General features: G+C 45.7%; 13 protein-coding genes, 7 tRNA genes and 1 other RNA gene. 18 read left to right on the top strand and 3 right to left on the bottom strand.

What is annotated here, in order from left to right; all coding sequences use genetic code 11:
- Positions 1 to 321: 321 nt before the first annotated feature.
- The 9 genes from DXD04_RS09390 (at position 322) to DXD04_RS09350 (ending at position 1973) form a co-directional block, all read left to right on the top strand.
- A tRNA-Gly gene (locus DXD04_RS09390) sits at positions 322 to 397 on the top strand.
- A gap of 31 nt (positions 398 to 428) precedes the next feature.
- A tRNA-Leu gene (locus tag DXD04_RS09385) sits at positions 429 to 512 on the top strand.
- Between the two features lie 28 nt (positions 513 to 540).
- Positions 541 to 624: transfer RNA gene (locus DXD04_RS09380), tRNA-Leu, on the top strand.
- Between the two features lie 8 nt (positions 625 to 632).
- Positions 633 to 705, top strand: a tRNA-Gly gene (locus tag DXD04_RS09375).
- A gap of 21 nt (positions 706 to 726) precedes the next feature.
- Positions 727 to 799: transfer RNA gene (locus tag DXD04_RS09370), tRNA-Gly, on the top strand.
- Between the two features lie 21 nt (positions 800 to 820).
- Positions 821 to 893, top strand: a tRNA-Gly gene (locus DXD04_RS09365).
- Between the two features lie 21 nt (positions 894 to 914).
- A tRNA-Gly gene (locus DXD04_RS09360) sits at positions 915 to 987 on the top strand.
- Between the two features lie 134 nt (positions 988 to 1121).
- A complete protein-coding gene (locus tag DXD04_RS09355) occupies positions 1122 to 1337 on the top strand; it encodes a hypothetical protein (protein WP_007561644.1) in 216 nt (71 codons plus the stop codon).
- Positions 1338 to 1367: 30 nt separating this feature from the next.
- Entirely contained in the window at positions 1368 to 1973 is a 606-nt protein-coding gene (locus DXD04_RS09350; protein ID WP_007561645.1) for a riboflavin synthase, read from the top strand.
- Between the two features lie 69 nt (positions 1974 to 2042).
- Here the strand turns inward: DXD04_RS09350 and DXD04_RS09345 are convergent, their stop codons facing one another.
- Entirely contained in the window at positions 2043 to 3359 is a 1317-nt protein-coding gene (locus DXD04_RS09345) for a YihY/virulence factor BrkB family protein (protein ID WP_117672847.1), read from the bottom strand.
- Between the two features lie 23 nt (positions 3360 to 3382).
- Positions 3383 to 3745, bottom strand: an RNA gene (rnpB, locus tag DXD04_RS09340) — RNase P RNA component class A.
- Positions 3746 to 4049: 304 nt separating this feature from the next.
- Between rnpB and DXD04_RS09335 the strand changes: the two genes are divergently transcribed.
- The 5 genes from DXD04_RS09335 to DXD04_RS09315 all read left to right on the top strand — a co-directional run bounded on the left by DXD04_RS09335 (position 4050) and on the right by DXD04_RS09315 (position 9874).
- A complete protein-coding gene (locus DXD04_RS09335) occupies positions 4050 to 5546 on the top strand; it encodes a trypsin-like peptidase domain-containing protein (RefSeq protein WP_117672845.1) in 1497 nt (498 codons plus the stop codon).
- 266 nt (positions 5547 to 5812) lie between these two features.
- A complete protein-coding gene (locus tag DXD04_RS09330; protein WP_007561648.1) occupies positions 5813 to 6673 on the top strand; it encodes a sigma-70 family RNA polymerase sigma factor in 861 nt (286 codons plus the stop codon).
- Between the two features lie 167 nt (positions 6674 to 6840).
- Positions 6841 to 7248 (top strand): hypothetical protein, encoded by a 408-nt coding sequence (locus DXD04_RS09325; RefSeq protein WP_022053048.1) that lies wholly within the window; start codon positions 6841 to 6843, stop codon positions 7246 to 7248.
- Positions 7249 to 7253: 5 nt separating this feature from the next.
- Positions 7254 to 8534: a clostripain-related cysteine peptidase gene (locus DXD04_RS09320; RefSeq protein ID WP_117672865.1), complete on the top strand. Its 1281-nt coding sequence runs from the start codon at positions 7254 to 7256 to the stop codon at positions 8532 to 8534.
- 77 nt (positions 8535 to 8611) lie between these two features.
- The gene (locus tag DXD04_RS09315; protein WP_117672843.1) at positions 8612 to 9874 is read left to right on the top strand and encodes an Nramp family divalent metal transporter; all 1263 of its coding nucleotides are present in this window, start codon (positions 8612 to 8614) and stop codon (positions 9872 to 9874) included.
- On the opposite strand, the gene DXD04_RS09310 is transcribed toward DXD04_RS09315, so the two are convergent.
- Entirely contained in the window at positions 9871 to 11232 is a 1362-nt protein-coding gene (locus DXD04_RS09310) for an MATE family efflux transporter (protein ID WP_022053051.1), read from the bottom strand. The genes DXD04_RS09315 and DXD04_RS09310 overlap by 4 nt on opposite strands.
- A gap of 87 nt (positions 11233 to 11319) precedes the next feature.
- Between DXD04_RS09310 and DXD04_RS09305 the strand changes: the two genes are divergently transcribed.
- The 4 genes from DXD04_RS09305 to ettA all read left to right on the top strand — a co-directional run bounded on the left by DXD04_RS09305 (position 11320) and on the right by ettA (position 15789).
- Positions 11320 to 11967 (top strand): HAD family hydrolase, encoded by a 648-nt coding sequence (locus tag DXD04_RS09305; protein WP_117672841.1) that lies wholly within the window; start codon positions 11320 to 11322, stop codon positions 11965 to 11967.
- 63 nt (positions 11968 to 12030) lie between these two features.
- Positions 12031 to 12852, top strand: coding sequence for a 3-methyl-2-oxobutanoate hydroxymethyltransferase (panB, locus tag DXD04_RS09300; RefSeq protein WP_022053053.1), 822 nt, complete (start codon positions 12031 to 12033; stop codon positions 12850 to 12852).
- A 107-nt stretch (positions 12853 to 12959) separates the two neighbouring features.
- Positions 12960 to 14081 carry an MFS transporter gene (locus DXD04_RS09295; RefSeq protein ID WP_117672839.1) on the top strand — a complete coding sequence of 374 codons (1122 nt, stop codon included), beginning with the start codon at positions 12960 to 12962 and terminating at the stop codon, positions 14079 to 14081.
- A gap of 19 nt (positions 14082 to 14100) precedes the next feature.
- On the top strand, positions 14101 to 15789 hold the full coding sequence (gene ettA / locus DXD04_RS09290) for an energy-dependent translational throttle protein EttA (RefSeq protein ID WP_022053055.1): 1689 nt from the start codon (positions 14101 to 14103) through the stop codon (positions 15787 to 15789).
- The last annotated feature ends 118 nt before the right edge of the window (positions 15790 to 15907 follow it).

The raw sequence follows: 15907 nt of genomic DNA, 5'->3' as shown, positions 1-15907 counted from the left end.
TTTTTACGCATGTTACTAAATAAATTGTGTCAACTTATTTAGTACACTACAAACGCAAGGACGTTTTCAGTCAAACGTCCTTGTGTTTTTTTAGGTCGTTGAAATATGTTCTTTAAAACAGTTCTAAAAGCCTTTCGAAACGTTCATTTACAAGGAGTTTTAACTGGAAAAAGGGTAGGCAGATACCTTAATGGGGGCTGTGAGGCCAAAGAAGTTTGTCACTTTTTTCAAAAAAAGATAGTCGATAATTTTGGTAGTTTCGAAAAAAAGACTACCTTTGCACTCGCAATCGGGAAAATGATGAACGGTTGTAGAAGTAATGCGGAAATAGCTCAGTTGGTAGAGCATAACCTTGCCAAGGTTAGGGTCGCGAGTTCGAGTCTCGTTTTCCGCTCCAGCAAAAGAAAAGAGTTGCGCGAAAAAACAATGCCCAGGCGGCGGAATGGTAGACGCGCACGTTTCAGGTGCGTGTGTCGAGAGGCATGCAGGTTCGAGTCCTGTTCTGGGCACCACGAAAACAATTCTTTTCTTTTTCTTTTTGGAGGAATGGCGGAATTGGTAGACGCGCCACTTTGAGGGGGTGGTGACAGTTATGTCGTGTGAGTTCGAGTCTCATTTCCTTCACCGAAAATGCGGAAATAGCTCAGTTGGTAGAGCATAACCTTGCCAAGGTTAGGGTCGCGAGTTCGAGTCTCGTTTTCCGCTCCCTTTAGCTTTGAAATTTTTGCGGAAATAGCTCAGTTGGTAGAGCATAACCTTGCCAAGGTTAGGGTCGCGAGTTCGAGTCTCGTTTTCCGCTCCCTTTAGCTTTGAAATTTTTGCGGAAATAGCTCAGTTGGTAGAGCATAACCTTGCCAAGGTTAGGGTCGCGAGTTCGAGTCTCGTTTTCCGCTCCCTTTAGTTTTGAAATTTTTGCGGAAATAGCTCAGTTGGTAGAGCATAACCTTGCCAAGGTTAGGGTCGCGAGTTCGAGTCTCGTTTTCCGCTCGCAGGAGAAAGCAACGCAGGTTGTTTTCTCTTTTTTTTATGCATTTTTCTTGCAGGAAATTTTTTGTATATCTGTTGCGGGTATTATGAGGAATTTGATATATTTGCGCCTGCAATTAAGAAAATGAAGAAACATGACAACGTATGATATTTATTTCTCGGACGGCAGTTCGAGCGACAATAAGGGGTTTTCTATCAAGACTCCTGAAAAGGCCATTCACATGGCGGAAGACATGTTGGTGAAAGGCAACAGCTACATTGAAGATTACGCAGGCGGAGTGATTTCGGTCGTATCTTCCGGCGGAGAGACCGTATGGAGCAGCCCGATTCCCGAGTCGAAAAAGAAATGACACAGTTTATATTTTTAAAACCATAAGATTATGTTTTCTGGAATAGTAGAGGAATATGCAGAAGTCGTGAAGGTGGTAAAGGATCAGGAAAACCTGCACCTGACATTGAAATGTTCGTTTGTGGATGAGCTGAAGATTGACCAGAGTGTATCACATAACGGAGTGTGTCTGACGGTAGTCAGCATTCAGGACGGTACTTATACGGTAACGGCCATGAAGGAAACCATTGAACGTTCCAATATCGGCCTGCTGGCTGTAGGCGACAAGGTGAATGTGGAACGCAGCATGATGATGAACGGACGCCTGGACGGCCATATCGTGCAGGGACATGTGGACCAGACTGCAGTCTGTACGGCGGTTGATGATGCGCAGGGAAGCTGGTATTTCACCTTTAAGTATAATTTCGACAAGGAGATGGCAAAACGCGGATATTTCACGGTAGATAAAGGTTCTGTCACGGTGAACGGTGTCAGCCTGACAGTCTGCAATCCTACGTCGGATACGTTTCAGGTAGCGATTATTCCTTATACTTACGAACATACCAATTTCCATACAATTAAGGTGGGCAGTGTGGTAAATATCGAATTCGATATTATCGGTAAGTACCTGAGCCGCATGATGCAGCTTACAGAGTGATACTTTCAGTTATATAACTTCAAGGCGCAGCTTTCTGGAACGATTTCCGAAAGCTGCGCCTTGCGTTTTTTATAGGTCTTTGAGCAGTACCTCGCTGCTCTTTTCTGTAAATTCTTTGCGGGCCTGTATCAGGGTTTGCCAGGCTGTAGAATAATGTCCTGGGTCAATTTTGAAATCCTCCGCTCCGTTGGCATCCAGCTGGCTGAGGAGGGTGCCTACACTTAACTGGTGGATGTCGATTCCAGGGAGGTATTGAGGGTCGCGGGATTTTTCTTCTCCGCCGGCACCGGCTTCATAAATCAGTCGCATGTCCTGCAACTCATACAGAATACTTTTTGTCAGACGGATTGGAATCTTGTGTTCTTTGCTTAGTGCTTCTGCCGTATAAGGTCGGCCGCCGGTGGCGAATCGTTTGCAGATAGAGCTCAGAATGATGGTACAGAAAAAGTCGTGGAAGCGTCGGCTGATGTTGGCTGTTTCCTTTCCGAAGTTGAAGGTGGATATGTTCTGGCTGATGTAGCTCATTTCGGCTCCGAACAGGCAGATGCTCCAGGATATTTGTGTCCACAAAAGGAACAGAGGAATGGCAGCAAAGCTTCCGTAAATGGCATTGTAATTAGAAACCCATATCTGGCTGTTGATGTAGAAATACTGAAAGGCCTGAAAAGCGCTTCCGGCCAGAATACCCGGTAGCCAGGCATGTGCTAACTTGACTTTCGTGTTGGGCATGAAGGTGTAAAGTCCGATAAACATACCCCAGATAAGGGCATAGGGGATAAGGCGGACGAAAAATTTCAGTACCGGAGCCAATACCATGAAGTTCTGCAATTCCTTGACGTAGGTGCTCATGAAGATGGACAGACCGCTGGAGATTACGAGTAGTACCGGCAGTAGTAGAATCAAAGAAGAATAGTCAGTAATCTGTCGGAACAGACTTCGGGGTTTTTTTACTTGCCAGATGGCATTAAAGCTGCGTTCGATGTTGTCAATCAGCAGCAGGACAGTACCCAACAGCATGATGAGGCCTACACCGATAAAGATGCCGCTTTGTGCATGTTCCAGATAGGAATTAATCCAGCTGATGACAAGTTCAGCCTGTGCGCCTGTTACCCCACTGCGGAACTGTGATTCAATCAGGGTATCAAAACCGAATCCTCTGGCAATAGCAAAAAGAAGAGCTAAGATGGGGATGATGGAAAGCAGGGTGCTGTAGGTCAGTGCTGATGCACGCACCACAATACGGTCATTGATAAACTGGTTGATGGATAAGTAAATAATCTTGAGACAGGTGTATCCTTTCCATTGGAGGTGAGAAACTTCCTCTTCCCGGATGCGCCAGATACCGTCGTCCAGAAAGTGAATCAGTGATTTGAGTCGTGCGTTCATGGTGGATTGGTTTTAATGAAAAAGAAAGCAGCCGGTCTATAAGCCGGGTTCTGTCACCCTGCAAGCAGGGGAGTCTGTCATTTATCTACTCCTGCCGTCACCGGCAGGCTCTAGCGGTCCACCCTCCGACGTGGGGCGAGCAACCCTCGTTAATGCCGGTTTACATGACCTTACAACTCCTAAGATGCACAGCCCGCATATCGCTATACGGCTGGTAGGCTCTTACCCTACCTTCTCACCCTTACCTCCGGGTGGAGGCGGTTATTTTCTTCTGCATTACTCTACCCTTACGGACAGCTTTCTGTTAGGAAGTAGGATGCTCTGCGTTGCCCGGACTTTCCTCTTTTACTATATAATAATGTACCAGCGACAGACCGACCGACTGCTTTCTTCATGCAAAGGTACGCAAATAAACGGAATTTGTGCTATAATTGTCAGGATTCTTTTGATTCGGGTGTTTCGGGGAGCTGTCAGAACGGGCCGGACGAATTGTCAGCGTTGTCACTATTTCACTGGTAATGAATGTAAATTTGTCAGATATGCCAGTTAACTGCGGTTAATGCCCTTGTTTTCATTGTTAAAAGACGGAAAAAAGAATAGGGTAAGAGTACAATCGTATGGATTTTGTTCTACTTTAGCAAATGAAAAGTTAAAACAACGTCGAAATTAACATTTAAAACAATAGAAGATATGAAAACAACAACTAAGTTTGCGATTGGTTCTGTGGCAGTCGTTGCTTTGAGTGCCGGAGTGGCAGGGGTTACAGCGTATGCCATGATGGAGAAAAATCAGGATAATACTTCTTTTTATGAAAGTTTTGAAACGGCATCTCCTTTACGTACCGCAGCGTTCGATGCTTCCAGCATGCAGCCGGTAGACTTGACTAAAGCGGCAGAGAGTACGTTGAATTCCGTCGTACATATCATGTCTATCCAGCGCAGCAAGATACAGACTATTCAGGGACAACCGGATATTTTTGACTTCTTCTTCGGTGACGGTAGAGGACGTCAGCAGCAAGTACAGACTCCGGAACAGAGAGGTTTCGGTTCGGGTGTCATCATCTCAAAGGATGGTTACATCGTAACGAACAACCACGTGATTGACGGAGCGGATGAAATCAACGTGAAGTTGCACGACGGACGCGAAATGAAAGGTCGTGTTATCGGTACTGACCCGACTACTGACCTGGCACTTGTAAAGATTGAAGGAGATGACTTCCCGGCTATCGTGGTAGGTAACTCTGACAACCTGAAAGTAGGTGAGTGGGTATTGGCAGTAGGTAACCCGTTCAATTTGGGTTCTACAGTGACTGCCGGTGTGGTAAGTGCGAAGTCTCGTGGACTGGGAGCTAATCAGGTAGAATCTTTCATCCAGACCGATGCGGCTATCAATCAGGGTAACAGTGGTGGTGCATTGGTTAATGCAAAAGGTGAACTGGTAGGTATCAATGCCATGCTGTATTCTCCGACTGGTGCTTATTCAGGATACGGTTTCGCTATTCCGGTAAGTATCATGACGAAGGTAGTAACCGACTTGAAACAATATGGTACCGTACAGCGTGCTTTGCTGGGTATCGGCGGTCGTGACATGGGTGATGAAAGGTATCCGGATGAAATCAGAAAAGAGCAGAAAGAACTGGGAGCTACTGAAGGTGTACAGGTAGTCGAAGTAACCGAAGGTGGTTCTGCCGATGGATTCTTGCAGAAGAACGATGTCATCCTGAAGTTGAATGACAAGACCGTGAAGACCATGGCTGACCTTCAGGGAACATTGGCTAAGTATCGTCCGGGGGATAAAGTGAAGATCACCGTATTGCGTGACAAGAAAGAAAAGACCTTTACCATCACGTTGAAAAACTCTCAGGGAACTACTAAAGTGGTAAAACAGGCAGATATGGAACTTCTGGGAGCAGCCTTCCGTGCCGTACCTAATGAACTGAAAAAACAGTTGAACTTGGGTTATGGAGTTGAAGTGACCGGTATTGATAACGGAAGAATGAAAGACAGCGGCATCCGCAAAGGTTTCATTATTCTGAAAGCCAACGGCAAGCAGTTGCGTACCGTGCAAGATTTGGAAAATGTAATGAAAGCAGCTTCTCAGTCACCCGATCAGGTACTGTTCATGACGGGAGTATATCCTTCAGGAAGACGTGCCAACTATGCGGTAGACTTGTCGCAAGCTGAATAAAAGATATTACTGTAAGGTAAAAAGATTTGGAAAGAAAAGGCGTTCCGATTTTTCGGAAACGCCTTTTTGATGTTTTTTTCTTTTTCCGATAATATGGGTGGGAGATGAACAATTGACTTGTTTTGTCTGTTGTCATTTTAAGAATGGCGGTTGACAAAAAGAGAGCAGGTCCGTCTGTTTAAGAAAATTATAGATTCTTTCTTTGCAAATCTGCCACCTAAATAAAATTAATTTTGTACTTTTGTACCCAAATCATTTTATATAGAATGAGACAGTTAAAGATTACTAAAAGTATCACTAACCGAGAGAGTGCTTCTTTGGATAAGTATTTGCAGGAAATCGGTCGTGAAGATTTGATTACTGTAGAAGAGGAGGTAGAACTCGCTCAACGTATCCGTAAGGGTGACCGTATTGCTTTGGAGAAGCTTACGCGTGCTAATTTGCGATTTGTGGTGTCTGTGGCCAAACAGTATCAGAACCAGGGATTGAGCTTGCCTGACTTGATTAACGAAGGTAACCTGGGCTTGATTAAAGCTGCTGAGAAATTTGATGAAACTCGTGGATTCAAGTTTATCAGTTACGCCGTTTGGTGGATTCGTCAGTCTATTCTTCAGGCACTGGCTGAACAGTCGCGTATTGTACGTTTGCCGTTGAACCAGGTAGGCTCACTGAATAAAATCAGCAAGGCGTTTTCTAAGTTTGAGCAGGAAAACGAGCGTCGTCCTTCACCGGAAGAGCTGGCCGATGAGCTGGAAATCCCGGTAGACAAGATTTCGGATACGCTGAAGGTTTCCGGTCGTCACATTTCAGTGGATGCTCCTTTTGTGGAAGGAGAGGACAACAGTCTGCTGGACGTGCTGGTGAACGATGATTCTCCTATGGCCGATCGCTCCTTGGTAAATGAATCACTTTCGAGGGAAATTGACAGAGCACTTTCTACGCTAACCGAAAGAGAAAAGGATATTATCCAGATGTTTTTCGGTATTAACACGCAGGAAATGACGTTGGAAGAAATCGGCGACAAGTTTGGGCTCACACGTGAGCGTGTTCGTCAGATTAAGGAAAAGGCAATTAGAAGATTAAGACAAAATTCTCGTAGTAAGCTGCTCAAATCTTATTTGGGATAAGGTAGAGATTGATTTCCAAAAAAAACAGAAGAGATGTATGAAGGTTAGCTCAGACCTTGATACATCTCTTTTTGTATGTAGAAAGGCTTTTTCTTTGTTAATTTATATGTCTTCTTTCGGTTTTTACGCATAATTGTGTACTTTTGCCCCCAATAAATTGATGAATTATGCGTTATACAAAGTTTTTTTGTTTTCTGTTAATGATGGTATTTGCTGCTTCCGCATTCAGTAAGCAGCCGAAAGATAAGAATAAATATGGAGTGTATCTGGCTGGTGTGTCTGCTTCATTTACTGACTCATTAGTGTATTTCACAGACGTGCAGTATCTGGACAGTGCTGCTGTAGATGATAAAGGAATGTTAGTGGGCCGTGCATTGTACAGCATCCAGTTGAAGGACTATCTGGAACAGAAACAGAATGGAAAGAACCGTACTTGCTTCATGTTTTTTAGCCGTAAAAAGAAAAACGTGCAGAAGGAACTGAAGAAATTGAAGGAAAAATATACCAAGGGTGGTTCATTGTTCCTTCAGGATGTGAATGCGGAATTTAAGTTTGAAAAGCCTGATTTTGAATAATGCAGATGAAGAAATGGCTTTACACCCTGTTGGTGATCGTACTGGCCGCCTGTTCCAATGAAATTCCGGAACAACAGCCTGCGAAACGCTCCGGGCGTACGGTATTGGCTTATTTGATTTCAAATAATGCAGGAACTTCTTTAGATAACGATTTGCGAAATAACGTAATCGATATGTATGCCGCATTGGGCAATATGAAAGAATCATGCACATTGCTGGTATTTTATCGTCCTTATGCAGATGATGCTCCCTTGGGTAAGCCTACTTTAATGAGTTTCTATGCCGACGGACGCGGCAATATTAATAATGTAGCAGCTTTGACAGGTGCAGAGCTGACTTTTGATGCGGTCTGCCATGTAGCTCAGAAAAAAGAGTATACCATGAACAGTCAGATTGCAACCGATCCGGCCGTGATGGAGGAGGTGTTTACTGATATGCAGAAGATCGCTCCTTCTGATAGTTATGGTCTTATTTTAGGTTCGCATGCCACGGGATGGATGAAGGGTAATTCTGTGCAATCAAAAGCCTTTGGTGATGACGGTGGTTACAATATAGATATTCCTGATTTGGCCAATGTGTTGAAGAAAAGTTTCTCGGAAAAATTGGATTTCGTGCTGTTTGATGCCTGTATGATGGGTAATGCAGAGGTGGGCTATGAATTGAAAGACGTAACTTCACATTGTATTGCTTCCGTAATGGAGACCCCGGTGTATGGATTCCCGTATGATCAGATTCTTCCTTATTTGTATACTGAAAATATAGACTATTCTGCTGTTTGTCATGAGTTTATTTCTTTCAATAAAACAAAGGATGTTTGGGGGACATGTGCAGTGATGGATTGTAGCCAAATGGAAAATCTGGCCAGTGCGGTAAAAGCAAAACTCTCAGAGTGGCAGGATGCGCTTTCTTCTGTGTCCATGCAGAATGTACAGCAGTATGGAGCTTATGGATGGGGGCGTGATTATCGGTACTTTTCTTATGATTTGCTTGATTTCTTCCGTGAACTAGGACGGAAGAGTGGAGTGAAGAATTTAGATTTGAATGAAGCTGTGTCAACTGTGCAGTCGGCCCTGAATCAGGCTGTGATAGCTAAAGATTGCTTGTCAGGCACTGACTATGAATTTGATGGAGTCATAGTTGATGAAGCCCGTTTTTGTGGAATCGGTATGTATATTCCAAAAGAATATAATCCTTATGTTGCTAATAAAACAGCTTGGAATGATTACTACGAGCAATCCATCTCTTGGTATCATGCGGCAGGTTGGGCCGATTTAATTTTGAACTAATTACAAATTTCTTTACTCTTTGTGTGAACATTCTATCGGCTAAGTGTGTTTTTATTTATTAAAACAGCTTTATAGGTATGTGGAATTTCATCAAAGAATTACGACGTAAGGACCACCAGCGTTATCTTGGTGGACTGGATTTCTTTAAATATATTGGTCCCGGTTTGCTTGTGACCGTTGGTTTTATAGATCCGGGAAACTGGGCTTCTAATTTTGCGGCAGGAGCAGACTTCGGGTACTCCTTGTTGTGGGTGATTACCTTGTCTACTATTATGCTCATTGTGTTGCAGCATAATGTGGCTCATTTGGGAATTGTTACCGGACTTTGCTTGAGTGAGGCTGCCACGAAATATACGCCGAAATGGGTGTCACGTCCTATCTTGGGAACAGCCGTATTGGCATCTATCTCCACTTCTCTGGCTGAGATTTTGGGAGGAGCCATTGCCTTGGAAATGTTATTCGATATTCCTATTATCTGGGGTTCCCTTCTCACGGCATTCTTTGTCACAATCATGCTGTTTACCAATTCCTACAAGCGGATTGAGCGCTCTATTATTGCATTTGTGTCGGTGATAGGACTATCATTTCTCTATGAACTTTTCCTGGTTGATATAGACTGGCCTTTGGCTGCCCGTTCGTGGGTGACGCCTTCTATTCCCGAGGGTAGTCTGTTGGTGATAATGAGTGTGCTGGGGGCCGTGGTGATGCCTCATAACTTGTTCTTGCACTCGGAAGTGGTACAGAGCCGGGAATACAACAAGAAGGACGATGCTTCTATCCGTAAATTATTAAAATATGAATTCTATGACACCCTGTTCTCTATGGGAGTAGGATGGGCCATCAACAGTGCGATGATTCTACTGGCTGCAGCTACCTTTTTTGCCAATCATATCGGAGTGGAAGAGTTGCAGCAGGCCAAGAGTTTGTTGGAACCTTTGCTGGGCAATCAGGCTGCTACCATCTTTGCCCTTGCTTTGCTGATGGCAGGTATCTCTTCCACTGTGACAAGCGGGATGGCCGCCGGTTCCATTTTTGCCGGCATGTTTGGTGAATCCTATCATGTAAAGGATGTGCACTCTCGTGTAGGAATTCTACTTTCATTGGGAATTGCACTGGTTGTCATTCTGTTCATCGAGAATCCTTTCCAAGGATTGATCATCTCACAAATGATACTGAGCATTCAGCTTCCGTTTACCATTTTCTTGCAGGTAGGGTTGACCTCCTCAAAACGGGTCATGGGGCAATATGCCAACTCCCGGTGGAGCAGTTTTGTGCTTTACACCATGGCAGTGGTTGTATCTGTGCTGAATCTGGCTCTTCTTTTCTCAGAAAGTTTTTAAGCTGTCCGTAAATCGGTGCCTGACATCTTTTTCTTGTAGTGGTATGCCAGCATCAAAGCTGCCACGGCGAAGGCCAAGGCATCGGATAACGGCATGCTGAACCATACACCTTCCACGCCATAGAAGGGTGGGAGAAAAGCCAGTCCCGGAAGAAGGAAGAGCAGTTGGCGGGAAAGAGACAGGAAGATGGAAATCCGGGCCTTTCCTATGGACTGAAAGAACTGGGTGATGACAATCTGTGCACCTACCACCGGGAAGGATAGAATACCAATTCTCAGGGCCAGTGTTGCTTCATCAGTCAGTTCGTGGTTGTCGGTGAACATGCCGACAAATACGCCGGGAAACAGTTCACCGATTATAAATCCTAAGGTGGTAATGATACATCCTGCCGTGATTCCCAGTTTCAGGGTCCTTTTTACGCGGTCGAAATGCTGTGCACCATAGTTGTATCCCGTGATGGGCTGCATTCCCATAGTGATACCCATTACAATCATGACAAAGAGCATCTGGATACGGTTGAGGATGCCGAATGCACCGATGGCCATATCACCTCCATAGTTGAGCAGACGGTTGTTGATAAAAATCACGATGCAGCAGGCACACACATTCATGACGAAGGGCGACATACCGATGGCAAAAATATTGGCTATGATGTGCTGTTTCAACCGCATGCTGTGACGCTGGAAGCGGATATAAGTCTTCGGGCTGTAGAAGTGATACAATACCCACAGCATGCCGATGAACTGTGAGCAGATGGTCGCAAGTGCCGCTCCCCGGATTCCCCAGTTCAGTACAAAAATGAAAATCGGAGCCAGAATAATGTTGCAGCCTACGGTCAGCATGGAAGAAAGCATGGCTTTTTTCGGATAACCGGTGGCACGCATGATGTTGTTAAGCCCGATCATGACGTAAGAAATCGGACTGCCCAATAAAATTACCTGCATAAAATCGCGGGCATACGGCAGGGTAGCTTCGCTGGCTCCGAAGAAAAAGAGAATCGGTTCCAGAAAGATAAATGCCAATCCGCCGTAGAAGATGGCATTAATGACACAAAGAATGGCTACGTTACCGAGAATATCTTCTGCTCCCTTTTTATCCTTTTGTCCCAGTCGGATGGAAGAAAGTGTGGCACCTCCTACGCCCACCAGTGTACAGAAGGCTACCAGCAGGTTCATCAGCGGAAAGGTAATGGCCAGACCGGAGATGGCCAGGGCTCCCACACCATGACCGATGAAAATACTGTCTATGATGTTATACAAGGAAGTCAGTGTCATTCCGATAATGGCAGGAATGGAATATTCTACCAGTAGTTTCCCGATAGGGGCTTCTCCCAATATATGCGGATTGTTTTCTTTCATGTACGTTTGTTTATTTTAATTTCCAAAGTTAGGAATATGAAGCAATATTTTAGAACTTTGTACCGTTAAATCAAACTAAACATACCAATGGACAAAACTAAATGCGTAGCAGCACTTTTTGATTTTGACGGAGTCGTGATGGACACTGAGTCACAGTACAGCATCTTCTGGAATGAGGTGGGAAAGAAATACCATCCGGAATACGAGGAATTCGGAAAAATCATCAAGGGACAGACGCTGCGGCAGATTTACGACCGTTATTTTCAGGGAATGGAGCATGAACAGGCTGAAATTACAGAAGGCTTGAACCGTTTCGAGACAGAGATGCGCTATGAATATGTGCCGGGAGTGGCAGAGTTCATGCAGAGTCTTCGTGCTCATGGAGTGAAAATAGCCATAGTGACCAGCTCGAACGAGAAGAAAATGGCCAATGTGTATGCGGCACATCCTGAATTGAAGGACATGGTGGACCGGATACTCACAGCCGAGATGTTTCAGAAATCCAAGCCGGACCCCGATTGTTTTTTGCTTGGAGCAAAAGTTTTTGAAACTCTCCCGGCCAATTGCGTTGTGTTTGAAGATTCGTTCCATGGCATTCAGGCGGGAAACGCAGCAGGCATGCCTGTAGTGGGACTGAGCACCACCAATCCGGCGGAAGCCATTCAAAATCAGTGCGACCGGGTGATTCCAGATTTCACCTGTTTTACGTATGAAGAGATGATGAACTTGCTGTAAGGCTTGTCTGATTCGGAAAAATCGGCTATTTTTGCGGAAATTTTATTAATTCAGAAGAAAACTATGGCAGGATATCTTTCTGGTGATACTCGTAAGGTAACGACTCACCGTTTGATTGAGATGAAACAGAGAGGTGAAAAGATTTCCATGTTGACCTCTTATGATTATACAATGGCGCAGATTGTAGACGGCGCAGGTGTGGATGTGATTCTGGTAGGTGATTCAGCTTCGAATGTGATGGCGGGTAACGTGACGACCTTGCCTATTACCGTGGAGCAGATGATTTATCACGGAAAGTCAGTGATGCGCGGTGTGAAGCGTGCATTGGTAGTGGTGGATATGCCATTCGGTTCTTATCAGGCAGACCCGTTTGACGGGGTACGCAATGCTATCCGCATCATGAAAGAAACACATGCCGATGCCCTGAAGCTGGAAGGCGGTGAAGAAGTCATCGACGTGATTCGCCGTATCATCGGTGCCGGAATGCCCGTGATGGGACACCTGGGACTGATGCCTCAGTCTATCAATAAATACGGAACTTACGGTGTACGCGCCAAAGAAGACGCAGAAGCTGAAAAGCTGATCAAGGATGCGCGTCTGTTGGAAGAAGCCGGATGCTTTGCTCTGGTACTGGAGAAAATTCCGGCTGCACTGGCAACCCGTGTGGCTCAGGAGCTGACTATTCCGGTTATCGGAATCGGAGCCGGTGGAGGAGTAGACGGACAGGTATTGGTAGTGACTGACATGCTGGGTATGACCAAAGGATTCAGCCCGCGTTTCCTTCGTCGCTATGCTGACCTGAATACCGTAATGACCGATGCCATCGGACATTATGTAGCCGACGTGAAAGCTTGTGACTTCCCTAACGAGTCAGAACAATACTAAGATTATCACTTATAAGCCGCAGATGCATGGACTGCAAAGTCCGGTTCTTCCGGACAATTTAAAAGTCGCAGTCTGTGCATCTGTGTTTTCTATTAGATGTAGAAAAAATGTGGAACAAGAATTTTAATCTTTTGCTCATCGCTAATTTTTTCCTGTATACGGCAGTGTATATGCTGTTTCCCGCACTTCATCATTGGATGGTGTCAGAAGGAGGGTATACGGGATTTCAGGCCGGAGGGGCCATAGCCATCTTTGGAGCTTCTCTCTTTCTTTTGGGAGCTTTCAATAATTACCTGGTCGATACGTTTAAGCGTAAGAATGTGTGTACGCGCAGCCTTCTGCTGCTGGCGCTTTTGGGATTGTTGTATCCATACGCCGGAGAGTGGGGGATGATTTTCCTTTTGCGTGTGCTTCAGGGAGCCTTGTTTGGGGTGGTACTGATGGCCATGGGCAGTACCCTGGTCATCGATGTAACTCCCAGCCAGTACAGAAACAAGGCCAGTGTGGTTTTCACCTGGTCGGGGGTACTCGGTATGCTGTGCGGCATCCTGTTGGGATATAATGCAGGCTGGTATCTTTCTTTCCAGCAGCAGATTTATCTTTTTGTGGGACTTTGTGCCCTTCCGGTCGTACTGGTTTCCATGGTGGAAGTCTGTTTCCGTGCTCCGTTGGACCTTCCGTTGCTGTCGTTCGACCGTTTTCTGCTTTTCCGTACCTTGATTCCGGGGCTGAACATGATGGTGGTTCCCTTCATTTTAGGGGTGCTGTTCAGCTCGATTTTCGATACTTTTTTCTACATTTGTATCATAGCCGGATTTATCGTCTTCCTGCTGCTGGACCGCGTGGTTCGCAAGCAAGTGAACGGCCGCCTGCTGAATGGTGTCGGACTGGTATTGATGTGCGTGGCAGTATGGCTGCTGGGCTGTTCCACCGAAAAAGAAATGCTAATGGGAGCCGGTCTTCTGACCGGATTGGGCATGGGATTTTCTCTGCTTCAGTTCTTGCGGATGATGATACGTCTTCCTTTGCACTGTGAGCGCGGAACGGGCTATCACACCTATCAGTTGCTTTGGGAGTCGGGCGTCATGCTGGGCGTGTTCTTCGGAAAATACACAGAAGACAGCTCCGGACAACAGTTCCGGGCTGCATCGCTCATTTTGCTGGCTGGTCTGTTGATTTATCAGGCAGTGGTGCACGGCTATTTCATGAAACGAATGAAGAATAGATAACTTAACTAATATAAAGAATATGGCAGACGACAAGAAAATTATCTTTTCAATGGTGGGAGTGAGCAAATCATTCCAGAACAACAAACAGGTATTGAAAGACATCTACCTATCCTTTTTTTATGGCGCGAAAATCGGAATCATCGGTTTGAACGGTTCCGGTAAGTCTACTTTGATGAAAATCATTGCCGGAATCGAAAAGAACTACCAGGGTGAAGTGGTATTTTCACCGGGCTATTCTGTAGGTTATCTGGCCCAGGAACCTCAGCTTGACGACACGAAGACCGTGAAGGAAGTCGTGATGGAGGGAGTGCAGCAGGTGGTAGACACGCTGGCCGAATACGAAGAAATCAATCAGAAGTTCGGTTTGCCGGAATATTATGAAGATCCGGAAAAGATGGACGCACTCTTTGCGCGTCAGGCCGAACTGCAGGATATTATTGACGCTACCGATGCGTGGAATCTTGACAGCAAACTGGAACGTGCGATGGATGCATTGCGCTGTCCGCCCGAAGACCAGTTGGTGAAGAACCTTTCGGGAGGTGAACGCCGCCGTGTGGCTTTGTGCCGTCTGTTGTTGCAGAAACCGGACATCCTGTTGCTCGACGAGCCGACCAACCACTTGGATGCAGAAAGCATTGACTGGCTGGAACAGCACTTGCAGCAGTACGAAGGAACGGTAATTGCCGTAACACACGACCGCTACTTCTTGGATCATGTGGCCGGATGGATTCTGGAACTTGACCGTGGTGAAGGTATTCCTTGGAAGGGAAATTATTCAAGCTGGCTGGAGCAGAAGACCAAGCGTATGGAAATGGAAGAGAAGACGGCCAGCAAGCGTCGTAAGACGCTGGAACGCGAGTTGGAATGGGTGCGCATGGCTCCTAAGGCTCGTCAGGCCAAGGGTAAGGCTCGTTTGAATTCGTACGACAAACTCTTGAACGAAGATGTGAAGGAGAAGGAAGAAAAGCTGGAAATCTTTATCCCGAACGGTCCGCGTCTGGGAAACAAGGTTATCGAAGCCAAGCATGTGGCCAAGGCGTATGGCGACAAACTGCTTTTCGACGACTTGAACTTCATGCTGCCGCCTAACGGTATCGTGGGAGTTATCGGTCCGAACGGTGCCGGAAAGACAACGTTGTTCCGCCTGATTATGGGACTGGAAAGTGTGGATAAAGGCGAGTTTGAAGTAGGAGAGACTGTGAAAGTGGCCTATGTAGACCAGCAGCACAAGGACATTGACCCGAACAAGACCGTATACCAGGTAATCAGTGGCGGTAACGACCTGATTCGTATGGGTAACCGCGATGTGAATGCCCGTGCATACCTGAGTCGCTTTAATTTCTCTGGTTCTGACCAGGAAAAACTCTGTGGTATGCTTTCTGGTGGTGAACGTAACCGTCTGCACCTGGCCATGGCATTGAAGGAAGAAGGTAACGTGTTGTTGCTCGACGAGCCGACCAACGATATTGACGTAAACACTCTCCGTGCGCTGGAAGAAGGTTTGGAAGACTTTGCCGGATGTGCCGTAGTTATCAGCCACGACCGTTGGTTCCTTGACCGTATCTGTACCCACATCTTAGCTTTTGAAGGAGACAGTCAGGTGTTCTACTTCGAGGGTTCTTACACGGAATACGAAGAAAATAAGATGAAGCGTATGGGCAATGTCGAGCCGAAGCGCGTGCGTTATCGCAAGTTGATGGAAGATTAATTTTCTTTAATCGATAAATAAAAAGAAGCCTCTGGCAAGGAAACTTGCTGGAGGCTTTAAGTTTTTCAGATATTTTTTGTACATTTGGGGTATAGTTTATGAGTTCTTATAATGGTTG

This window comes from Phocaeicola plebeius (assembly GCF_003437535.1).
GTDB lineage: Bacteria > Bacteroidota > Bacteroidia > Bacteroidales > Bacteroidaceae > Phocaeicola > Phocaeicola plebeius_A.
This window is presented reverse-complemented; position numbering and strand designations above follow the sequence as displayed.